The 916-nt window shown below is 28.1% G+C and carries 1 protein-coding gene; it reads left to right on the top strand.

All coding sequences use genetic code 11. From position 1 onward, the window contains the following. Positions 1-100 precede the first annotated feature (100 nt). On the top strand, positions 101-916 hold an 816-nt coding region (locus tag JM658_RS16985), incomplete at its 3' end, for a P-loop NTPase fold protein (RefSeq protein WP_236961089.1).

Below are 916 nucleotides of genomic sequence, written 5' to 3'. Positions count from 1 at the left end.
ACAATGAAGGAACAATAAAAATGCTACTTAATCGAGTAAGCGACTTCCCAATTACTTCTGGCAGGGAAATCCTCTCTACTATTTACATATAACGATACTTATGAATTCAAAAAAAATCGAGTCAATATTTGAGGATTACCTTAATAAAAAAGGCACAAATTACGCTTTATTAATTAGTGGGAAATGGGGAAGTGGAAAAACCTTTCTATGGAAAAATGTCCTTGAAAAAAAAGCTGTAGAAATGGACTTTAAACCTGTTTACATTTCTCTTAATGGAATTAATAGTGTTAGGGAAATAGAAAGCATACTATTAAGTAAAGTCTTGCCTTTTTCTGATAAGTTAGAAAATAAGTATCTAATTAATTCTTTTAAATTTTTAAGAAATGGAATAAATGTACTTGGTAACGCTTTTGGTGGAGGTACTCAATTGAAAGATATTACGAAAGGAATAGAGTTCAATCTCGATTTATCCATGATGGTTTTATGTTTTGATGATTTAGAAAGATATTCACTTCCATTAAATGAAATATTGGGTTTAATAAATGATTATACTGAGCATAAAAATATCAAAGTGATTATTTGTGCAGACGAAGAACAGGTTAATAATGATGAATATCACAAAATTAAAGAAAAAATAATCGGAAGGACATTAAATTATACTGCAAATTATAATGAATTATTTGATAGTTACATTAACCACATCACAGAGACAGAATTCCGTGATTTTTTGAGTAATAAAAGGAAAACAATCATTCATTTTTTTAAGAAACATGCTATAGAGAACTTAAGAACATTTGGGTTCTATTTAGAAAACGTTAAGCTATTATTTGAATATTATAAAAGCGAAAGCGATAAAACTATTGAGAGTATGCTATTCTTTACCGCTATCATTAGTAATGAATTTAAGAATGGAGAA

This window comes from Joostella atrarenae (assembly GCF_021764745.1).
In the GTDB taxonomy this organism is placed as follows: Bacteria; Bacteroidota; Bacteroidia; order Flavobacteriales; family Flavobacteriaceae; genus Galbibacter; species Galbibacter atrarenae.
This window is presented reverse-complemented; position numbering and strand designations above follow the sequence as displayed.